Source organism: Psychrobacter proteolyticus, from assembly GCF_003350005.1.
GTDB lineage: Bacteria > Pseudomonadota > Gammaproteobacteria > Pseudomonadales > Moraxellaceae > Psychrobacter > Psychrobacter proteolyticus.
Genome location: NZ_QLKS01000001.1, coordinates 146,443 through 166,780 on the forward strand (window position 1 = coordinate 146,443; position 20,338 = coordinate 166,780).

A 20,338-nucleotide genomic window follows, 5' to 3' on the forward strand; every position below is an offset into this window, starting at 1 on the left:
CGACTATTACATCATACCTATATTCGGACTCTGCTGTATTATCGTATCATTCAGGTTTACTTACCAAAATATCGATTACATATCGCTTTTATGGTATTTTTTACCGGTTCCCATGACAGTTTATAGCGATATTTCTTTCGCTATAAACTGTGCTAAGGATGATTTTATGATGACGTTACCTGCTTTTTTTAAGGAAAAATCTGCGACATTAGCCTCTAGCAGCCTTCTGTTATTCACGCTAGCTGCTACGGGTTGCCAGTCTGCTTCTGAGTCTAGTGAAGCCATTGTATCTCAACCAACCAGTATCTCGTCAACGCCTAGTAATGCTGATATCAGTCAGCAAACCCTTAGGCAGCAAGCGTTACGTATACAGCGCGCACTGGGAAATAAGGACTTTTCTAGAATCACTAATGACATCCATCCAATACGTGGCGTTCGTTTTTCGATGTACGCTTATGTACGGCCTGAGTCAGATAAAGTCTTTAGTCGTGGGCAATTTGCACAGTATTTACAGCAGTCTAACATCCAATTTACTTGGGGCGAAAAAGACGGTACTGGCGACCTATTGGTAACGCCGTTGCCTGCTTATCTGGATACTTGGGTGGATGGTAAAAAGTTCAATAGTGCCAGTATCAATGTCAATGAATTCAAAAATAACGGTAATTCTATCAACAACTTGAAAGAAATATACCAAGCGTCAGACGTTGTAGAGTTTTATTATAAAGGCACGGATGAGTATGATGGTATGGACTGGCGGGTACTACGCTTGGTATTTGATGAGTATCAAGGCAAGCGTTATCTGGTGGCGATTATTAATGACCAATGGACGGTTTAGAGTGTATAGAAACGATTGACTGACTACTTTTATAAGGCTTGTTTAAATTGGCAGCCTACGCCATCTGATTATAAATACCATATATTCAAATATTAAGATATATTTTACAACTTATGTTGCTTGGTTTTTGATGACAAGCTTGTTTATTAGCCTTCTAACGACAACATATTCATAATCAACTTGATCAAAGTTTCTTTTTGATTGGGGTCAGATTCAGCGACTAATAAGGTTAATGCCGCAAGCCCGGTATTATTGATGACCATGTCGCCTTTATCATTCAGCAGTCGGTGATTACGGTGTAAAAAATCCACGAACAAAAAAGCGCCGCTGCGTTTATTACCATCAGTAAAAGGATGGTTTTTTACCATAAAGTACAGTAGATGTGCCGCTTTACTCTCGATAGTTGGGTACGCAGGCTCACCAAAGACCGTTTGTTGTAAATTACCCAATACACTATCCAAACCATCACCACGAGGTTTAGCAAATAATTCAGTCGCCTCACCCCTATCTATCAGCTGCGCTTTCAAATCAGTTAGCGCTGCCATCGCCTCAGTCGTACTGGGTAAGACACCACCATCTTGTCCTGCAGGACTATCCAGTAAACCTTCATCATAGCGCTGTAACCATAAAAACGTCTGCGTATAGCGACTTATAATCTCAACCAGTCCGCGACCTTCGTCGGTTCTAAGCTCGGGACTTTGTGCCGTTTTTTTGATTAGTTTTAGCGCTTGTTGCAATTCAATAGAGTTTTTATCGAAGCGCTGTTGATTGAGCGTATAGCCTTGTACCAAGTATTCACGTAAGCGCTGCGTTGCTCAACGTCTAAATTGCACACCTTGAGGAAATTTGATGCGATAACCTACTGATATGACCACATCTAAGTCATAAAAAGTCACCGGACGGTCTGAATTTGCAATATGCATTTTTTGCATATTGCTTTTTTCATCGATTTCTTCGTCTTTTATGGCATTGGCGATATGACGAGAAACCACTGATTGGTCACGACCAAATAACTCAGTCATTTGTGCTTGCGACAACCAGACGGTCTCTTGCTCAAAACGTACATCTACTTGCGCCTTTCCATCGGCACTTTCATAGATCTCTACTTTTGCCATATCATCATTTATAGCGTTACTCATCTCAGCCTCCCCAACTCCAACATGCTTATGCTGTCTTGAATACAGTTTACTGTCACAATCTCTATAAATATCACTCATAACGGGGTCTGACGAAAGAATTTCACCATAATCTCATAGATATCTGGATAAGCATCGATGAGCTTTTGCGGGGTTTCAAAAAACACTTCACTGAGTACCGCAAAAAACTCCGCAGGATTGGTCGCACCATAACGATCAAGCCCTGATTTACGGTGTGTCTGAAAGTCCTCAAAATCTCGCGACATAATCTGCGTCCACCGAGCAGGATCCATATCAGGTTGCATCGGCGGAAAGCCATTGGCACGCCCATTCATCATATCAAGCTTATGGACAAATTCATGAATGACAACGTTGTGTCCATCACGTTCGCCTGAGTGCTTGGCATCCTTCCATGAAAGAATGACAGGCCCTCGCAGCCATGCTTCCCCACTACGATGTTGACTGCCTTCATGGACGACACCAAGCTCATCTACCGTGGTGCTGTTGCTTTTGTACGAGCCAGGATAAATAATAATCGATGACCAGCCAGCATACCACTCAAGGCCTAAGTTTAAGATCGGCAAACACGCTTGCAGTGCAATCGATTGTCTGACAGCATTGGTAATCTCAAAACCTTGTGCACCAGTGATAGATTTATCAGCCAAAAACAACGTCGCGAGCTCGAATAAATGCGTCATCTCGTCAACACTTAATCTGTCGAGTATCACGATACGTTTAGCTGCCTCCATCCAATCGGAATGGGTAAATTCCCTATTATCTAGTATGCGCTGCTCACGCCAGTCTTTTATGATGCCAAACATAATTTTCTATCCTTAAACCTTAAGATATTGAAATAACTCAGCCTAGCATGCACTCACTTGCCACAAATATACCAATATCGTTATTAAGAAGACTTTATGGCATCCAACTGTACTTCAACCACACGAAGTGCCATCGTCTTCCAGTCTAGCTCCAGTCCATCGGCGAACACTACATGGTGACTAATACTGACGTACCCATGTACGATGGCCCAGATATCTAACGCTATTTGCCGACGTTGCGTCACGCTAGCCTCTTCTGATAAATAAGAGCCTGCCACCCGAACCAACTTTGAAAATGCGCTATCTCTTGCTGCAATGGCTTCGATTGAGGGCTGATATCCTGCATCAGACTCCCCAAAAATCAGCCGATAATGCGCTTCATATTTCTCGCCTACATTGAGATACCCTAGGCACGCCTCTAGCACTTGTTCTTTGCTTGCCCTGCCTTCTGGAATGACATCCATGGCTTCACGAACGAGATTAAACCCTTCTATGTACAGCGCATCTAGTATGCCTTGCTTACCTTGGAAATGACTGTATATACCGATGGTGGACAATCCTGCACGTTTAGAGATAGCTCGCACGCTTAGGGCATCCCCGCCCCCCTCTAAGAAAAGCTCAGATGCGGCGTTTAGTATTTTGGTTCTGGCATCCATTAGATTCTCACTATGTCTTGACAATTATAACAGTGTTATTCTAGTATATAACACTGTTATGCACAAACGATTATGAATTGATTGTATTGATAAAAATTCAACTTAGAGTAAGGACGCTATGAGTATTCAACAGCTAGAAACGGATTATCTAATCATTGGTAGTGGCGCGGTGGGTATGGCTTTTGCCGATGTGCTGCTCACAGAAACAGATGCTAATATTATTATCGTCGATAAACATCATAAACCAGGTGGTCATTGGAACGATGCCTATTCGTTTGTCACCTTACATCAGCCGTCATCTTTTTATGGCGTGAGCTCACGTGAGCTTTGTGGCGGTATGATTGATAAGATTGGTTTAAATAAAGGCTTGTCTGAGCTGGCGTCAGGGGCAGAAGTCATGGCGTACTTTGATAAAGTCATGAAGCACACGTTTTTACCAAGTGGCCGCGTGAAGTACTTCCCGATGTGTGAGTACAAAGGCGACGGCAAGTTTTCATCGTTGCTGTCTGATACCAGCTATGAAGTTAAGGTCAATAAGAAAATCATTGATGGCACTTATTTTAAAACCTCAGTACCAGCAACCCATACCCCAAACTTTGAGATTGCTGATGGTGTTAAGTTTGGCCCGTTAAATTATTTGCCGAGTCTAACCAAACCCCGTGATGGTTACGTCATCATTGGCGGCGGAAAAACAGGTATTGATGCGGTTTTATGGCTATTTGAGAACCAAATTGACCCAGACCATATCACGTGGATTATGCCAAGAGATGCTTGGCTGATCGATCGTAAAAACACCCAACCCTCTCGTGATTTTTTCACCCATACTATAGGGGCGCAGGCTACTCAAGCAGAAGCGATTGCTGAGGCAGAAAACATCGAAGACCTGTTTAATCGATTAGAAAAAGGCGGCGTATTAATGCGGATTGATCCAAACGTACGCCCGCAAATGTTCCATGGCGCTACCATTAGCAGTGAAGAGCTTAAGCAGTTACGTAGGGTTAAAAACATTGTGCGTAAAGGTCGCGTGACTCGCTTAGATACTGACAAGATTTATTTTGGTGATGACAGCATTGCCACCACCCCCAACACCATGCATATCGACTGCTCTGCACGGGCAGTACCAGTGACAGAGACATACGATGTATTCAAAGGTGATACCGTGGTGGTGCAAACCGTACGTACCTATCAGCCTGTATTTAGTGCCGCGTTCATCGCCCACATCGAGGCCAATTACGATGACGAAACTGTCAAAAATGAGTTGTGCCAAGTGGTGCCAATCCCGAATCATGATACGGACTTTTTGGTTGGCCTTGTTAAACAAATGCAGAATCAGATGCGTTGGTCAAAAGAGCCTGCGCTACGTGAATGGATGATTAACAATCGATTAGATGGCTTCACCAAATTGGTACGAGCCAGCGAAGACACCCCGCCTGAAGAGCTTGCCATCCTTAAGCGTCTAAAAGAAGCAGGACCAAAAGCTGCTGCAAACATGCCTAAGCTCATGAGTGAAATCATGCAAATTACGGCAGCGCGTCAAGCCAAAACTGCTAATGCTTAATCTGATAACTATAAAATAAAAGAGGAAATGTCCATGCAAGAATTTCAGACCAATAAAGCAAACTTAACCCAAGCTCGCCTGCAAGAGACGCCTGTACATACCCTAGGTGATGGCGAAGTACGTGTCAAAGTTGACCGCTTTGCTTTTACTGCGAATAATATTACTTATGCAGTCATGGGTGACCAATTACGCTATTGGCAGTTTTTTCCGCCAAATGGTGACGAGCCTGAGAAATGGGGTATTATTCCAGTATGGGGATTTGGTGATGTGATCGAATCAAATAGCGATGCACTACCTGTCGGTGAGCGCTTATTCGGTTACTTTCCGCCTGCCAGCGAATTGGTGATTACCCCCAAGCGAGTCACGCAAACCAGCCTGCTCGATGGTAGTGCCCATCGTGCCGAGCTGCCACCTGGCTACAATATGTATCAGCGCGTCAATCATGAACCTGGTTATGACCGTGCCAATGACAATCAGCGCATGCTACTGTTCGTATTGCACTTAACCTCATTCTGCTTACATGACCTATTGAAGAGTAATGACTGGTTTGGTGCAGAGCAAGTGGTGATTATCAGTGCATCGAGTAAGACCAGTACTGGCTTAGCATACGGCTTGGTTGATGATAAAGATGCACCGTATGTTATCGGTCTCACATCAAACCGTAATATAGATTTTGTTAAGTCAATTGACGCTTATAACAGTGTGCTTAGCTATGACACGCTTGAGCAGATTGACGCTAGTAAACCAACGGTCATTGTCGATATGTCGGCCAATACTGACGTGCTCAGCCGTCTACATAGACACTTAGGCGACAACATGCGTTATACCAGCAATGTCGGTCTTACGCACTGGGACGAGCCACGTCATACCGAAGGTATCATTCAAGCGCGTAGCCAGCAGTTTTTTGCGCCCAGTCATGTACAGCAACGTATGAAAGAATGGGGCCCTGAAGAGTTCAATAAACGCTCTATGCGCTACATCATGAATAGCACTGCAAAAACTAGTGTGTGGTTAAAGATTCAGGAGCTTGATGGAGTCAGTGGCTTACTAGAGGTTTATAAAGATATCTGCGAAGGTAAGATAGCCGCTGATGAAGGTTTGGTAGTCGTCATGGGTGACAATGAAAAAGACTAGGCTATTAAATTTATCGACTATTTGTCATTAGCAAAATACAAATAAAAAAGCAGAGAGTCTTGCCAATAAACTCTCTGCTTTTTGTGTGCGTTATATACTAACTACAGACATACACCCTACTCATAATCTTTAAGCTTAAAAACTGTGGTTTAAATTTTGGTTTAGCGCACCCACCCTTCGTCTTTTAGATAATCATGCAACCCTTCAGCGAACTGTCTGCAGCATTGGCATGAATTTTATCAGACTTTAGAGCCTCATCTGACAGTACAGTGGACCAGCCATCAGAATATAGAGGTAGGCCTTCAGCTTCCGCAATATCTTCATACAGTGGATTATCACTTGCCTTACCAAACAAAGCACTAGTACTGAAATACGGCTCAGCGATTAGAACAACATCAATGTTTTTAGATTGTAAGGTGTCTATAGTCGCAATGATATTAGCACGAGTGGTATCAGGTGCAATGCGCTGCAATACGTCATTACCACCCACACCCAGTAAGACTAAATCTGGGTTTTGCTCAGTGATCTCATTCACTCGATTAAGCACATCTGCAGAAGTGTCACCATTGACACCCGCATTGATAACCCTCCATTTGCTTAGCTCTGCTAGCACCCTAGGATACACAGTTTCAGGATTTGCGTCGTTGCCATAGGTTAAGGAGTCACCAAGTGCGACCACGTACTACCAGCGGGCAAGATATCTTGTTGTGGTTTGCTACCACAGCCTGCCATACCAATAGTAGCGGCAAGTCCTATGCTTGCCAGCGATAAAAACCTACCGCCTAAACTCATATCTGTTCCACTCCTATATCCCTATTAATTGAGCTAAATTTATTTGCGTTAATAAGTTGAGATTGCTCAAAACTCATTATCTAACTTTTGTTGTATATTGCTCAGTAACCATTGTATAGTGAATACAGGGGATAGATTACCTGTTGGGCGCAATACCATTGCTACGCGGCTTAGCATAGACAGTGTATTCATCATAAAGTATAACTTTACCAAGGATACGTGAGGTATTTATGAATAAAATAGCATCTCAAAGTCAGTCTAGCGATAACATTCAAAACAAAGAAAACGTTGACCATCTAACCCAAAATCAGAGTCAATCCATCAAAGCGCCCAATGACAATACTAAAAGTCCTGTTTCAACAACGGTCAAAGATACCTTAAGAAAAAAAGATGCTTTAGAAGAGCCTAAGAAAAAATCACAAAGTTTTGATGAGCTACAGATCAGTAAGGGTAAGTATCGCCCAGTGGCACAAACCGTTGGCAACTGGCTTGATAATATCAACATGGATGCCCTCAACTATCTTAACGAACAAGCCGAAAACATTTTTTATCGCAAAGGCGTCACCTTTACCGTCTATAGCGATGCTAAAAACATCGAGCGAATGATACCGTTTGATATTATCCCCCGCATTATCGCTGCCAGTGAGTGGCGACAGATAGAAGCTGGCTGTAAGCAGCGCATCACCGCCCTCAATGCATTCTTGCACGATATCTATCATGACCAAGCGATTATGAAGGCCGACATCGTGCCTGCCAGCTATGTCTATGCCAGCGGCTGCTATGAGCCTTGGATGATGGGTATTGAACTGGACAAACCAATCTACTCACACATCAGTGGTATTGATTTGATTCGTGATGAGTCTGGCAAGTTCTGTGTGTTAGAGGATAATCTACGTACCCCGTCAGGTGTCTCATACATGCTTGAGAGCCGTAAAATATCCGAGACACTATTGTCTGATATGTTTTCTGATACCGATATTATGGGCATCAGCGATTACCCCAACCGTCTCAAAGCCTGTCTTGCTAGCTCGACCTCCAAATATGATCCACAAATCGTCATCTTGACGCCTGGTCGCTTCAATAGCGCCTACTATGAACATGCATTTTTAGCACACGAGATGAACGTACCCCTAGTACATGGTTATGATTTGGTGGTTGAGGACAGTAAAGTCTACATGCAGGGTATTCGTGGCAAGGTGCAAGTCGATGTTATTTACCGACGCATTGACGACCCCTATATCGACCCGCTCGCCTTTCAATCTGACTCGATACTGGGCGTATCAGGGCTGATGAGTGCTTACCGAGCTGGTAATGTTGTTATCGTGAATGCGCCCGGTACAGGTGTGGCTGATGATAAGAGTTTATATCCTTTTGTACCAGATATGATTAAATTCTATTTGAATGAAGAGCCTATTCTACCCAATATAGAGACCTATCAATGCCGTAAGCCTGATGAGCTCAAATACGTGCTTGATAACTTAGATAAGCTGGTCGTAAAAGAAACCCAAGGCTCAGGTGGCTATGGCATGCTCATTGGTCCAACCTCTACCAAAAAGGAGATTGAAGAGTATCGCCTGCGCCTACTTGAAAACCCAGCCGGTTTCATTGCCCAGCCGACTATTTCACTATCTACCAATCCTACCGCTGTCATCGATGGCATCGCACCGCGCCACATTGATTTGCGTCCCTTTATCCTAAGTCACGGCGATGGCTCAGTAGATATTGTGCCAGGTGGTTTGACTCGTGTGGCCATGGTTGAAGGCTCATTAGTCGTCAACTCATCACAAGGTGGCGGTATCAAGGACACGTGGGTCGTCGATGACAGTCACCTACAATCTGAAACCAAGAAACCAAACGGTAATGGTCAAGCTGGCAAATACACGTCTGTGCCTTTAGATGCCAACAACTCAGATCACGCCAATTACTATGATCGTGTACAGCCTCTAGAAGCGGGCTATGAGATGCTAGATGACGCACCCATGATCCTGCTACTCTCCACTGCCAGTTATCTAATATGGCTAGGCCGATACAGCGAGCGCCTGTATTACTATGATGATGTCATGAAAAAATTGGTCAAAGACGATCTCAAAAAATCACAGCTGAAGCACTTAATCAGCCATTTAGGTTTTGACGCGGATGGGGATGAATCGTTTAAGACCATGAAAGCGCAGATGCTGTCTGATTTGGAACGAAATATCATACCGAACATCGTTCAATCGATAGATGACAATGTGCAGGAGGCCAAAGGCGTCATTGGCAAAGACACCGCTGAGTTATATAACTTGATTAAGCGGCTTTCAAGCGCTGGCACCTATCGGGCAGCGACCTTACAGCTACACGCGTGTAATGCCGCTATGAAACAAGAGCATCCAACAGTGACCTGCTTTTGGCAATTGGGACGTCATTTTGAGCAGCTTGAGCGGGCTGTGCTACTAGAAGAGGATTCAATAGAAGTCAGTCTTGAATTTAAATACTGGATTAATGAGTTGCCGGAGAATACGCGCTGGCGTGAGCTGACACGTCTGGCCAATCAGATGATTAGGTCGAAGAAATTTAGTGATTTTGAGCTGATTAGTAAAGAGTTTAATATAATTTTGCGTCAGGGTGTCTAATCGCAAGGTGATTACAGGTACTAATGATACAGTCGATTCAAGATAATCTGGATGCTAGGAAGGCGAGTAACAGTACTACCAGTAGTAGAGTAAGCAAGCCTGACGCTATATCCAATTTATGTAGGGTTGACTATACATATGAAATAAACAGAACAATAGGAAGCCATCATGAAACTTCGAATCAGCCATCAAACCAACTATTATTACGGCGAGCTTGCACAGCGCAGTGTCCAATATATACGTATGACTCCCATGCAGATGCCGCATCAAATTATTCATGAATGGGAGGTTATGCTCCCTAAAGTGGCGACTAATCAAAAGGATGGCTTTGGTAATGACTGGCTCACGCTAAGCCGTAATGAGGCGCATAATAATTTACAAATGCAAGCGTCAGGTATCGTGGAGATTGATACAGAGACCCAACGTTTAGAAGATATGGATCATGTCCCCTATCTGCTGTTTACTGTACAAACGCCATTGACCAAATGTTCACAAGAGATGCGTGAATTTGCAGCGCCCTATTTAAAAACCCCCACCCATGACAGCTTAAAAGCAATGGCTAATGCACTCATCATGAAAATGCCTTTTGTGAAAGATGTGACTCATGTAGGTACAACTGCTGCTGAGTCTTTTGCAACGAGCGCTGGCGTGTGCCAAGATCACACTCATGTATTTTTAGGCTGTTTACGTGATCAGCATATCCCAGCACGCTATGTGTCAGGCTATCTTTATGACGATACCGAGAACCACATGGCCAGTCATGCGTGGGCAGAAGTATGGTTAGATGGTTACTGGTATACCTTTGATATATCAAATCAGTTGTTTCAACCAAGCTCTCACGTCTACGTCGCCATTGGTCGAGACTATTTAGATACTGCACCTGTGCGCGGTGTACGTATGGGCGGCGGTTACGAAAATCTTTACAGTCAAGTGTTGGTCTCAAGACTATCATAAGCTATTTTTATGCTTGTCTTCAACAAGGATCTGTTATGACTTATTGTGCCGCTATTCGTCTTAAAGAAGGAATGGTTTTCGCTAGTGACACTCGCACCAATGCTGGCGTTGACCATATTTCGACCTTTAGAAAGCTCTATCAATATGGCGTCGAGGGTGAACGCTTTATGATATTGCAGACAGCTGGTAGTCTGGCCACATCGCAGGCGGTATTTAACAAACTGCAAAACGATATTGACCAGCGTCTTGAGAGTAACCTTAATACGGTAGCGACTTTATTTGATGCCGCCCAAATGGTTGGTGAATGTATGCGTAATATTATGAATCATGCAAAAGCAGTCGCTAATGCTGATGTCGACGGCGCATTTACTAGCTCTTTTATGCTGGGTGGTCAAATTAAAGGACAGCCACCTGAGTTATACCTGATTTATCCTGAAGGGAATTGTATCAAAGCCACTGAAGATACCCCGTTTTTTCAATTGGGTGAAAGCAAGTATGGCAAACCTATTCTAGATCGTTCTGTCAGCTACAATACGGATGTGAGGCACGCAGCACGTGCGTTGATGCTGTCATTTGATTCAACCATTCAATCCAACTTATCAGTAGGCATGCCAATAGATTTTGTACTTTATAACAATGACAGCCTAATCCTGCCTAATGGCCGACGTATTGATGAAAGTGATGAATATTTCAATAGCATTCGTCGTCAATGGTCAGAAGAGCTACGTCGTATTTTGGTTGAATTGCCTAAATGTCCTAATGGTTATTGGGGATAGTCTTTTTTCACTATCAAATAAACCTGAAGTATTATTGTTACACTAGCAAAAATGGTGCTGTACGGCTGTCTTTTGATTGGGCAACGTCATGTGGTGTACCTTGAGCGACGACTACACCGCCCTCATCCCCTGCCTCTGGTCCGATATCGATAATCCAATCGCTATTGCTAGCCACTTGCATATCATGTTCAACCATGATGACGGTATTGCCTGCATCGACAAGACCATTTAACTGCATCATGAGCATAGACACGTCAGCAGGATGTAGACCTGTGGTTGGCTCATCCAATATGTATAGCGTGTCGCCTCGTTGCACACGCTGCAACTCAGTGGCAAGCTTAATACGCTGTGCTTCACCGCCTGATAATTCGGTGGCAGGCTGACCCAGACGTAAGTAGCCAAGTCCAACTTGTAGCAACGCCTCTAATGCACGCAAAATAGGTACCTCATCAACAAAAAAATCATGAGCTGCTTCAACGGTTAAGTTTAATACTTCAGCGATGTTTTTATCTCGATAAGTGATTGCCAGCGTATCCTCGTCATAGCGTTGACCATGACAAACCTGACAAGGTGCATAAACGCTTGGTAGGAATAATAATTCAACACTGACAAACCCTAAACCTTCGCAATTTGGGCAGCGACCTTTGGTCGTGTTAAATGAGAACCTGCCAGCATCATAACCATGAGATTTTGCTTGCTTAGTCGCCGCAAAAATCTTCCGCACATCGTCAAACAAACCCGTATAGGTTGCCAAGTTAGAGCGCGGTGTACGACCAATTGCTTTTTGATTGATATTAATAAGACGACGGATATGCTCCATGCCATCGACAATTTCACCGCCAGTTACTGACTCAAGCTCTTGCTCAAGTAAATCTGCTTCACCAACAGGCGCTTCTGTAACTGTCTTCTGCCCCAACGCTTCACTGATAAGCTCTACCAATGCTTGACTGACGAGGCTTGATTTGCCTGAGCCTGAGACCCCTGTGACGCTGGTCATCACCCCAAGCGGGAACTCAACATCTAATCCTGTTATGTTATTTCGCTCAATGTTAGCAAGCTTGAGCCAGGCTGCTGGCTGCCTTGTATTAGATTTTGACTGTGCGTTAGACGTAGCATTGGCAAAGAGATATTGACCAGTATACGACTGTGTAACCTTATGAAGGCCTTCTATAGGTCCACTATAGACAATCTCGCCGCCATGTGTGCCTGCCTTTGGTCCGACATCGACTATCCAATCGGCATGTCTGATGACACTAACGTCATGCTCAACGACAAACACTGAATTACCAGCCGCGATTAGCTCATCTAATGCACCTAACAATGCTTGAGTATCAGCAGGATGCAAACCTGCCGATGGCTCATCAAGGACATAGACTACGCCAAAGAGCTGCGAGCGAATTTGAGTGGCTAAGCGCAACCGCTGTAGCTCACCGGGAGAGAGAGTCGGTGTGGTACGTTCAAGCGAGAGGTAGCCTAACCCTAACCTTGTCAGCGCTTCAACACGTGAGAGAATATCACTGGCAATACGTTGGGCAACGATGGCTTTTTCGCGGTTTGGTGTCTCGTCGGCTACTTTGGTACGTGCAGTTATTTCTAATTTTTGTGCCATTTCCGTCAGTGTTAGCTGTGATAGCTCACCAATATCCAATCCTGCAAACTTAACCGATAGCGATTCTTTCTTTAATTTTTTGCCATGACATTCTGGGCACTCAGATATTTGCATAAACTGCGAGACGCGCTTTTTAGTACGTGGGCTTTGGGTAGTGGCAAAAGAGTGCAAAATGAAGTTTTTGGCACTGGTGAACGTGCCCATGTAGTTTGGCTTTTCGTCTTTCTTAATCGCATCGCGCGTTTGTTCGATGTTGTATTCAGGATAGACAGGCACCGTCGGTGTATCATCCGTAAACAAGATCCAGTCACGCGTCTTTTTCGGCAGTGTATGCCATGGTTTATCAATATCGTAACCTAATGTGGTCAATATACGGCTAAGGTTTTGACCTTGCCACGCTGGTGGCCATGCTGCAATCGCACGCTCACGGATGGTCTTGGTATTGTCTGGCACCAGCAGCTCTTCAGTGACCTCAAATACGCGGCCAATACCTGAACAAGTCGGGCAAGCACCATCTGGGGTATTGGGAGAGAACGCATCGGCGTAGAGTATCCCTTGATCTGCGGGATACTCTCCTGCTCGTGAGTACAGCATACGCAGACCATTGGATATCGTCGTTACGCTACCCACGGACGAGCGCACTGAAGGCGTACCTCGCTTTTGCTGCAAGGCGACTGCTGGTGGCAACCCTTCTATGGTATCAACATCCGGCTCATCGACCTGATCAATGAGTCGTCTTGCATAAGGGGATACCGAATCAAGATAGCGGCGTTGTGACTCAGCAAACAACGTACCAAATGCCAATGACGATTTCCCTGAGCCGGATATACCGGTGAAGACTACTAATGCATTGCGAGGCAAATCAACATCGACGTTCTTCAAGTTGTGTACGCGTGCGCCTCTGACCTGAATATTTTCTTGGTCAGGGTTATAGAGAGCGTTCTTTACTACGGTTTTTTTATTTGTCTTTTCTTCTAATTTTTTTGGGTTAGCCATAACGTTATTGTTCCTATCGAATCGTTGTTTATTCTTAACGTGCTTAGTTTTATTTATTTAATTAGTTGTCTTCATTCAATTAGCAGAAAGGTTAACACGTACTCATGGAAGGTCATGGCGAGGTTTACGTATCAATAGCATAGATAGACAAAACGATAACTCAAGTCACCCAATCATTAATAATAAAAAACCCGCATCAACGCGGGTTTTGTTTAGCAAAAATGCTATTAAGATACAGACAACTTAGACATTAAGACACCACCAAGCGCATCAATTGGGTGCTGATATAACCGCCAAATGTCCCTACTGCGTAACCTAAAATACCTAAGAATACGCCAACAGGCGCCAGTGATGGATGAAAGGCTGTGGCGACAATTGGCGCTGACGACGCACCGCCTGTATTAGCATTAGAGCCAACCGCCAAAAAGAAAAATGGTGCACGAATGATTCTAGCGACAGCAAAAATGATAACAACATGGATGCTCATCCATAGTAAGCCAATTAGCAGTAAACGCCACTGTGAGACAATACCAGCCAGATTGATTTGCATACCGATTGCGGCGATTAATACAAAAATAAATACCGTGCCGATTTTTGACGCGCCAACATGATCTAACCTACGTATTTTAGTAAACGAAAATATAACGCCTATTACCGTAATAATTACCACCATCCAAAAGAACGAGCTGGCAAAGCTATACTGAACGGCCCAACTATAAGGCGCAAAGAAATCTGCAATCTGGCCACCGACAAAGTGCGCTACTCCGACCATTGCAAAGCATAAGCCAAACATCACCATCAAGTCATTGATGGTTGCTGGGCGGGCATGATCACGCTCATAGCTTTCGACCGCTTTGACCACTTTATCAATACTACTGGTATCAGCACGCAAAAAGCGGTCTATCTTGTCGCTATGTTTTGCCATCACTAAGATAGCTAGCAGCCACAGTGAGGCATTGGTGGTATCGACCAAAATCATCATACCAAACAAATCATCACTGACCCCAAACAGCTCCTTCATCGCTGCTTGGTTGGCTGCGCCGCCAATCCAACTGCCTGCTACAGCAGAAAACCCACGCCATAGTGTGTCATCGGTAAACATCGCAGGCGATATCCACTTAGCGACTCCCAAACTGATCGGACCACTGATGACGATAGCGATACTCGCAGCAAAAAACATAGCAATCGCTTTCCAGCCTAAGCCCAGTATTTTAGGCACATCCATGGATAAGGTCATCAATAGCAAACTTGCTGGCAGTAAGTAAGTGGCAGTAAAGCCATAAATTTGCGAACCAATACCATCGGCAAACACGCCTAAGCTATTTAGAGTGGCTGGTATAAAGCAGCAAAGTACAATACCAGGCAGTACTGCATAAAATCGACGCCAAAACTTACCCGGTAAGCCTTGGGTATAAAAAACCAGACCAATAATGGCCATGATGATGCCAAAGGCTAATGGCAAATTATCAATTGCTAAATTTGAGGTGGCAGGCATCAAGGCGCTCCAAGAGTTACAACGGGCAAAAATAAATCAGTATAGGCAAGGCAAAAAACTCATACAAGGACAAATACAGAATTATCAAACGCAAAAAAGCCAGATAACAAGTATCTGGCTTTTTTAGTGCTATCTTTAGACGATTAATGAATCAATGATTTTAATCGTTAAATATAGCTGTATTACGAGTTGTTACCACGGTTGCCGCCGTTTGGACGGCCTTGGCCACGGCTGTCAGAACGACCAGCTGGACGACCTTGGCTGCCGCTTGGACGACCGCGACCAGTTGCAGCACGCTCACCACGTGGAACGCCATTGCTATCACCGCGGCTTGGGCCACCAGTGCGCTTGCCTTGATAAGGCTTGCCACCTGAACGCTCATTTGGTTTGCCAGATGAATCACGTGGCTTACCTTGATAACCGCTGTCGTTGCTAGCGCGTTGACCAGTTGGAGCGCTGTCGCTTGAACGACCACGACCTTGACCACCACCGCTAGATTTACCAGCATAGCCACCGCTAGAACGACCACGGCCTTGACCGCCACCGCCGTTAGAACGACCACGACCACGGCCACGACCATTACCTTTGTTTTCGCTAGGTACGTAAGTTTTCTTAGGCTCCATACCTTCGATAACACATACTTCCATTTTGCGATCTAGATAACGGTTGATAGCGTTAAGCTGTGGACGATCATCCATGCTACATAGGCTGATAGCAACACCAGTACGACCAGCACGACCACAACGACCGATACGATGGACGTAATCTTCAGTCTGACGCGGCAAGTCATAGTTGATAACGTGCGAGATAGCTGGAATATCTAGACCACGTGCAGCAACGTCAGTCGCTACTAGAATTTTTACTTTACCATTACGCAAGTCTTGAACGATACGGTTACGCTTGCTCTGTGGCAAATCACCATGTAGGAAGCTTGCTTTATGACCCGCTTCTTGTAGCTGCTTAGCCAATTTCTCAGTGCTACGTTTGGTAGCAGCAAAGATAATGATTTGTTCCATATCTTGCTGGCAAACGATTTTGTCAAGTAAACGGTTTTTGTGATCAAAATCATCACAGTAGTACACTTTTTCTTCGATGTGTGCAGATTCTACTTTGATTGATACGCGCTCAGGATTCTTAGTGAAGCTGGCAGCGATTTTACCTACTGGGCCATCCCAAGTTGCTGAACACATGATCGTTTGACGATCGATTGGCGCTGCACGAAGGATATCACTAATATCATCCGCAAAACCCATGTCTAGCATACGGTCAGCTTCATCAAGTACCAATACTTCTAGGTTTGACAAGTCAACGCGACCTGCATTGATATGGTCAAGTAGACGACCAGGAGTTGCAACGATTACTTGAACGCCTTTTTTCAAAGCAGTGATCTGACCGTTGTATGGTGCGCCGCCAACTAGTGGCACACAAAATAGACCGCGCATATCTTTAGAATAAGTGCGAACGCTATCATGTACTTGCTGAGCAAGTTCACGCGTTGGCGTTAGGATAAGTGCTTTGGTTAGTTTGTCAAAGCTAGTGGCACGGCTCAAACGGTCAAGTACAGGGATAACGAAAGCCGCTGTTTTACCACTACCAGTTTGCGCTGACAATAAAAGGTCACGACCTGCTAGAGCAAAAGGAATGGCTTGTTCTTGAATAGGGGTTGGATTGGTATAGCCACTGCGATCAAGCGCAGTAAGAATTGGCTTAGCAATGCCAAGATCAGTAAAGGTAATTTTGTTTTCTTCAGTGGCGTCAGTAGCAGCCGCTTGAGTATTATTATCAGTATTTGGAGTGTCAGTGCTTTCGATGATGCCGTTTTCAGCGGCGATTGCAGATAAGATGTCAGTCATAAGAATCCTTGGTAAGTATAAGTTGCTGTAAATTCAGCAAACTTGATGCATACCACTGATAACCGTTCACCACGCTGCTCTTATTAGCATTACCGAGCAATATAAAATTGTCGATAATTAGAAACCAAGCCAATAGAGCTTAGCGTCTTTATAATAAATGCGTTCGTGCTGTCTGACGTATTTTGGTGGTAGTGCCGAGTGTCTTATCCTTGCTTGATATACGCTCATTATCAATGCTTTGTCCAAAGCAGATAAAGGCAAACAGCAACCAATCTAGACCCTAGTTATAGGCCAGTAGATAAGATATGAGTCAAAAATAACGGATATTTTTAAAGGTTATTTAAGTACACAAAATCATCGGCAACAATTACTTATGGTCATCCTAGACCCAAAATCGCAGGCGATGTTATCAATCTCATAATTCACGAAAGCCTAAGCTAACGTGGCGACGCAGTATAGCACAATAAAAAAATATATGTACCTATTTCTTCAATTACTGAGTAAATAAGCACTAATATTGTTGATAACAAACGCATTTAGTTGATTATTTAATAACTAAAGCAAATGAACTACTCGCTATTTATCTATCGTACTACTTTGACTTCTGTTACATAAGTAGGTAGCTGCCATGCCCCGCCCGCCTCAATTAAGCGGCAAAGTCCTGTGGTGCTTTCATGACTTTTTTCAAATGCACGGCCCGTCCATAGCCAGTCGGTTTTGCTCATGCAATCCCCGATGCCGCGTCCTTTCTGTACAGACGTAAGCTTGCCTTTATCGTAGCCAGTAGCATTGGTCGTTATCAACGTTGGCTTATAAGGCTTACTGTCGTTAAGTACCCAGATGCCCGCACCTGCATTATACGCTCCTTTCCAGCAATCATGCTGTGCTAGCAGTTGCTTACTATTTAGACGGCTAACACGCCACGGTGACTTATCTGAAAGATTGGGACAAACGCTGTCTGCATCTTTCATTGTGCTTTTCATCAACGAAGCAAGTTGAGAAGACTTCATCACGAACTTTCTATCGTCGTTACTGCTATTCGATTTAGCACTGGGCAGGATAAAGCGTAGTACTGGTGCAGTTTTAGGAGATAAAACGCTATTATCAGACTTGGTAACGTCATTATTTTTGATAAAAGCACTAGATGTACCAACGCGACCTTGGAACTCATCGGCTTTTAGCATGGCAGCACTGGCACCTTTGTCAGAGAGCTGCCAACGTGAATTGCGCAAGGCCAACGTAATCTTACTAGATTTAGTCAACGCCTCTAACAATGCAGTTACCTGCGCTTGAGTAAGCTCAGCGTTACCTGCAGCGGCTGAATATGGCTTCGTCTCACCATAGTCTTTATCATTAATAAACAACGAGATGCGATGACGGTTGCCGAGCTGCATTAGGGCTTTAGACGAGCTGTCCTTTGCCCCGCCAAGCTTTACTTTACCATCCACGCCAGCATTCGCACCTGCGCGGCGTACGAGCAATATAGAAACCGGAAACTCACTGTTATTCTCTGCTTGATACCCTGCCAGCCGGCACGTACGCGTATTATCACAGGCGACTTGCCAGTCTTGACTAGTAAACTCAGTCGATGTACTGGCCATACTGGTGGTACTAAATAAAGCTGTGCTAAGCGCTGCAAATACAGGCAGTAATATTTTATTTTTTATCATATAGGTGGGTTGTTCTTTTATTTTTTTAGGTATGTTTTCTGAATAATGCTTTACAGTGATGTTTTTGAGATTTTTATTAGACTGGGCACTATCTTTATAGCTATTGTCATCATACTTATTATCGTCATAGGTAATAACTGACCTACTAACACCAGTTAAATCAGCGCCTCTTGATAGCGACATATCGTTTATATAATTATTGTTTTTCATAATCATCACCTTTCAGTAGAAGAAGTATAAACACCTGTCTATTGTAATGGTGCTCGGCTATCTTAACGCACTAGTGTTTCTATCTGTTGTACTAATGTATCATTGTGTAAAGACAAAAGAAAGACCTAGCATCCGATATATCCATTTTTATGAATAAAAACAAAAAGGCTGATAAACTATTTGCTTATCAGCCTTGCTACTGTATCTAAGATTTACTTATGTTTAAACTCTACTGCTAGATCTAAACTGTATTGAGTACTTGGTTTAGTTGATTGGTTTTAGTTCTAGTGCTACTGCACGTTTAACTGCAGGACGTTCAGCGATTTTCTTAGCCCAACGCTGCAAGTGTTTGTAGTCCTCTACTTGTAAAAACTCTGCTGCGTCATAGAGCTTACCTAGTGCCAACTGGCCATACCAAGACCAGACAATCATATCCGCAATGTTGTAATCAGATTCATCATTGCCGCACAGGTACTCATGGTCTTTTAGATGCGTATCTAATACATCAAGCTGACGCTTGGTTTCCATCGTATAGCGGTTGATTGGATACTCTAGAGGTTCAGGCGCATATGCATAAAAGTGCCCAAAGCCGCCGCCTAAGAAAGGCGCACTACCCATTTGCCACATAATCCAAGACAAACAATCTGCTCGCGCTTTGCCAGTAGCCAGTGGCAGAAATCTATCAAATTTTTCTGCTAAATACATTAAGATTGCGCCCGACTCAAACAGTGCTATCGGCTCCCCCGCTGTATCAGTAGAATGATCGACTAAAGCTGGAATCTTTGAATTAGGGTTTATCTCTACAAACCCTGAGCCAAACTGCTCACCTTTAGAGATGTCGATTTTGTAGGCATCATATGCTGCTGCGTCAATACCAAGCTCTGCCAGCTCTTCTAGTAGTATGTTTACCTTGACACCATTTGGCGTATTTAACGAGTACAGCTGTAACGGGGCATCACCAACGGGCAGCTCTTTATCATAGCGAGCTCCAGACGTTGGACTATTAATACTAGCAAACTTGCCGCCATTATCTTTATCTTGTGTCCAAACTTTGGGTGGTACGTATTTATTATTATCTTGACTCATAATTTATCCTCGGTTTGTATTTATGACTGCCGCGAAGGTTTACTATAACGAGAACTCGTAACGTTATTAAAGTCCTCTCTTGTAATCAATGTTGTGTTTCTACTGCTAAAGTAAAAGAAGATAAGCTATTAGCACGCATCGAATT

Annotated in this window: 16 protein-coding genes and 1 pseudogene; 6 read left to right on the plus strand and 11 right to left on the minus strand. The window is 43.9% G+C overall.

All coding sequences use genetic code 11. The features are described from left to right. Positions 1-166: 166 nt before the first annotated feature. The gene (locus tag DXK30_RS00575) at positions 167-835 is read left to right on the plus strand and encodes a hypothetical protein (RefSeq protein WP_114700008.1); all 669 of its coding nucleotides are present in this window, start codon (positions 167-169) and stop codon (positions 833-835) included. 146 nt (positions 836-981) lie between these two features. Here DXK30_RS00575 and DXK30_RS12955 read toward each other — a convergent pair whose 3' ends face one another. From DXK30_RS12955 to DXK30_RS00590, 4 genes are all read right to left on the minus strand, one after another. Beyond that, positions 982-1,626, minus strand: a complete 645-nt coding sequence (locus DXK30_RS12955; RefSeq protein ID WP_240314045.1) for a type II toxin-antitoxin system death-on-curing family toxin — start codon at positions 1,624-1,626, stop codon at positions 982-984. Between the two features lie 24 nt (positions 1,627-1,650). Further along, positions 1,651-1,974, minus strand: a complete 324-nt coding sequence (locus DXK30_RS12960) for a hypothetical protein (protein WP_240314047.1) — start codon at positions 1,972-1,974, stop codon at positions 1,651-1,653. A gap of 74 nt (positions 1,975-2,048) precedes the next feature. Then, on the minus strand, positions 2,049-2,792 hold the full coding sequence (locus DXK30_RS00585) for a M90 family metallopeptidase (protein WP_114700009.1): 744 nt from the start codon (positions 2,790-2,792) through the stop codon (positions 2,049-2,051). A gap of 83 nt (positions 2,793-2,875) precedes the next feature. After that, positions 2,876-3,448: a TetR/AcrR family transcriptional regulator gene (locus DXK30_RS00590; RefSeq protein WP_114700010.1), complete on the minus strand. Its 573-nt coding sequence runs from the start codon at positions 3,446-3,448 to the stop codon at positions 2,876-2,878. Positions 3,449-3,566: 118 nt separating this feature from the next. Between DXK30_RS00590 and DXK30_RS00595 the strand changes: the two genes are divergently transcribed. Continuing rightward, positions 3,567-5,006 carry an NAD(P)-binding protein gene (locus DXK30_RS00595; protein ID WP_114700011.1) on the plus strand — a complete coding sequence of 480 codons (1,440 nt, stop codon included), beginning with the start codon at positions 3,567-3,569 and terminating at the stop codon, positions 5,004-5,006. A gap of 33 nt (positions 5,007-5,039) precedes the next feature. Then, a complete protein-coding gene (locus DXK30_RS00600; protein ID WP_114700012.1) occupies positions 5,040-6,140 on the plus strand; it encodes a DUF2855 family protein in 1,101 nt (366 codons plus the stop codon). 184 nt (positions 6,141-6,324) lie between these two features. Here DXK30_RS00600 and DXK30_RS00605 read toward each other — a convergent pair whose 3' ends face one another. Both DXK30_RS00605 and DXK30_RS12785 read right to left on the minus strand, forming a co-directional pair. Continuing rightward, positions 6,325-6,819, minus strand: a complete 495-nt coding sequence (locus DXK30_RS00605) for a GDSL-type esterase/lipase family protein (RefSeq protein WP_227670743.1) — start codon at positions 6,817-6,819, stop codon at positions 6,325-6,327. Beyond that, the gene (locus DXK30_RS12785) at positions 6,795-6,932 is read right to left on the minus strand and encodes a hypothetical protein (protein WP_227670742.1); all 138 of its coding nucleotides are present in this window, start codon (positions 6,930-6,932) and stop codon (positions 6,795-6,797) included. Before DXK30_RS12785 ends, DXK30_RS00605 begins: the two co-directional genes overlap by 25 nt. Positions 6,933-7,162: 230 nt before the next feature. Here DXK30_RS12785 and DXK30_RS12790 point away from each other — a divergent pair. From DXK30_RS12790 to DXK30_RS00620, 3 genes and pseudogenes are all read left to right on the plus strand, one after another. Then, positions 7,163-8,761: pseudogene (locus DXK30_RS12790) on the plus strand (circularly permuted type 2 ATP-grasp protein); the annotation flags it as partial. Positions 8,762-9,712: 951 nt separating this feature from the next. After that, positions 9,713-10,498 carry a transglutaminase family protein gene (locus tag DXK30_RS00615; protein ID WP_114700013.1) on the plus strand — a complete coding sequence of 262 codons (786 nt, stop codon included), beginning with the start codon at positions 9,713-9,715 and terminating at the stop codon, positions 10,496-10,498. Positions 10,499-10,533: 35 nt separating this feature from the next. Further along, a complete protein-coding gene (locus tag DXK30_RS00620) occupies positions 10,534-11,274 on the plus strand; it encodes a peptidase (protein WP_114700014.1) in 741 nt (246 codons plus the stop codon). A gap of 37 nt (positions 11,275-11,311) precedes the next feature. On the opposite strand, the gene uvrA is transcribed toward DXK30_RS00620, so the two are convergent. The 5 genes from uvrA to yghU all read right to left on the minus strand — a co-directional run bounded on the left by uvrA (position 11,312) and on the right by yghU (position 20,193). Next, complete coding sequence (gene uvrA / locus DXK30_RS00625; protein ID WP_114700015.1) at positions 11,312-13,879, minus strand: excinuclease ABC subunit UvrA; 2,568 nt, start codon at positions 13,877-13,879, stop codon at positions 11,312-11,314. A gap of 250 nt (positions 13,880-14,129) precedes the next feature. Beyond that, on the minus strand, positions 14,130-15,374 hold the full coding sequence (locus tag DXK30_RS00630; RefSeq protein ID WP_114700016.1) for a DUF819 family protein: 1,245 nt from the start codon (positions 15,372-15,374) through the stop codon (positions 14,130-14,132). Between the two features lie 182 nt (positions 15,375-15,556). Beyond that, positions 15,557-17,227 (minus strand): DEAD/DEAH box helicase, encoded by a 1,671-nt coding sequence (locus DXK30_RS00635; protein WP_114700017.1) that lies wholly within the window; start codon positions 17,225-17,227, stop codon positions 15,557-15,559. A 584-nt stretch (positions 17,228-17,811) separates the two neighbouring features. Continuing rightward, positions 17,812-19,107 (minus strand): DUF1176 domain-containing protein, encoded by a 1,296-nt coding sequence (locus DXK30_RS00640; protein ID WP_227670741.1) that lies wholly within the window; start codon positions 19,105-19,107, stop codon positions 17,812-17,814. 264 nt (positions 19,108-19,371) lie between these two features. Further along, positions 19,372-20,193, minus strand: coding sequence for a glutathione-dependent disulfide-bond oxidoreductase (gene yghU, locus DXK30_RS00645; protein ID WP_114700018.1), 822 nt, complete (start codon positions 20,191-20,193; stop codon positions 19,372-19,374). Between the last annotated feature and the right edge of the window lie 145 nt (positions 20,194-20,338).

Coding starts and splice junctions, on each gene's coding strand:
- DXK30_RS00615 (WP_114700013.1), top strand. CDS start 9,713: ATGAAACTTCGAATCAGCCATCAAACCAACTATTATTACGGCGAGCTT.
- yghU (WP_114700018.1), bottom strand. CDS start 20,193: ATGAGTCAAGATAATAATAAATACGTACCACCCAAAGTTTGGACACAA.
- DXK30_RS00630 (WP_114700016.1), bottom strand. CDS start 15,374: ATGCCTGCCACCTCAAATTTAGCAATTGATAATTTGCCATTAGCCTTT.
- DXK30_RS00595 (WP_114700011.1), top strand. CDS start 3,567: ATGAGTATTCAACAGCTAGAAACGGATTATCTAATCATTGGTAGTGGC.
- DXK30_RS12960 (WP_240314047.1), bottom strand. CDS start 1,974: ATGAGTAACGCTATAAATGATGATATGGCAAAAGTAGAGATCTATGAA.
- DXK30_RS00575 (WP_114700008.1), top strand. CDS start 167: ATGATGACGTTACCTGCTTTTTTTAAGGAAAAATCTGCGACATTAGCC.
- uvrA (WP_114700015.1), bottom strand. CDS start 13,879: ATGGCTAACCCAAAAAAATTAGAAGAAAAGACAAATAAAAAAACCGTA.
- DXK30_RS12785 (WP_227670742.1), bottom strand. CDS start 6,932: ATGAGTTTAGGCGGTAGGTTTTTATCGCTGGCAAGCATAGGACTTGCC.
- DXK30_RS00620 (WP_114700014.1), top strand. CDS start 10,534: ATGACTTATTGTGCCGCTATTCGTCTTAAAGAAGGAATGGTTTTCGCT.
- DXK30_RS00585 (WP_114700009.1), bottom strand. CDS start 2,792: ATGTTTGGCATCATAAAAGACTGGCGTGAGCAGCGCATACTAGATAAT.
- DXK30_RS00640 (WP_227670741.1), bottom strand. CDS start 19,107: ATGAAAAACAATAATTATATAAACGATATGTCGCTATCAAGAGGCGCT.
- DXK30_RS00600 (WP_114700012.1), top strand. CDS start 5,040: ATGCAAGAATTTCAGACCAATAAAGCAAACTTAACCCAAGCTCGCCTG.
- DXK30_RS00590 (WP_114700010.1), bottom strand. CDS start 3,448: ATGGATGCCAGAACCAAAATACTAAACGCCGCATCTGAGCTTTTCTTA.
- DXK30_RS00635 (WP_114700017.1), bottom strand. CDS start 17,227: ATGACTGACATCTTATCTGCAATCGCCGCTGAAAACGGCATCATCGAA.